This window comes from Roseateles sp. P5_E1, from assembly GCF_054049335.1.
The window spans coordinates 1-528 of sequence record NZ_JBFUMN010000460.1; the positions used below are offsets into that span (position 1 = coordinate 1).

The 528-nt window shown below is 70.1% G+C and carries 1 protein-coding gene; it reads left to right on the top strand.

Annotated elements, in window-relative coordinates:
* Positions 1 to 528, top strand: a 528-nt coding sequence (locus ACXJKJ_RS32095) for a PA14 domain-containing protein (RefSeq protein ID WP_457395790.1), incomplete at both ends; no start/stop codon positions are given.

Consider the following 528-nt stretch of genomic DNA (forward strand, 5'->3'; position numbering starts at 1 on the left):
GGTCGAAGGGCGCGACGATCCCGGTGCGACACCGCTGATCGAGGCAGCGTACCTGCGGCCGTCGGCCGATTCCCCGGAACGTGGGCTGCGCGGTGAGTACTTCCGCACGCCCGATCTGTCAGGGACGCCGGCCCTGGTCCGCACCGATGCGCAGATCGGTTTCCGCTGGGACCGGGGTTCACCCACCGACAACCTGCTGGCCCGCGGTGAAGCGGCGCCGGGGCAGGGCATTCCCAACGATGGCTTCAGCATCCGCTGGCGGGGCCAGCTGCTGCCGCCGGTCTCGGGCCGCTACCGGATCGAGGCGGCCGCCGATGACGGCTTCCGTCTCTACGTCGATGGAAAGCGGGTGCTGGACCACTGGGACAACAGCGATCGCCTGCGCAGCGATGGTGTCGACCTGGACCTGCAGGCGGGCCGCGCCTACGAGCTCACGCTGGAGTACTTCGATAACGAACGCGACGCAGGCGTGCGACTGGGCTGGCGCATGCCCGGCGCGAAGGCGCCGTTCGAGGAGGCGGTCGATGC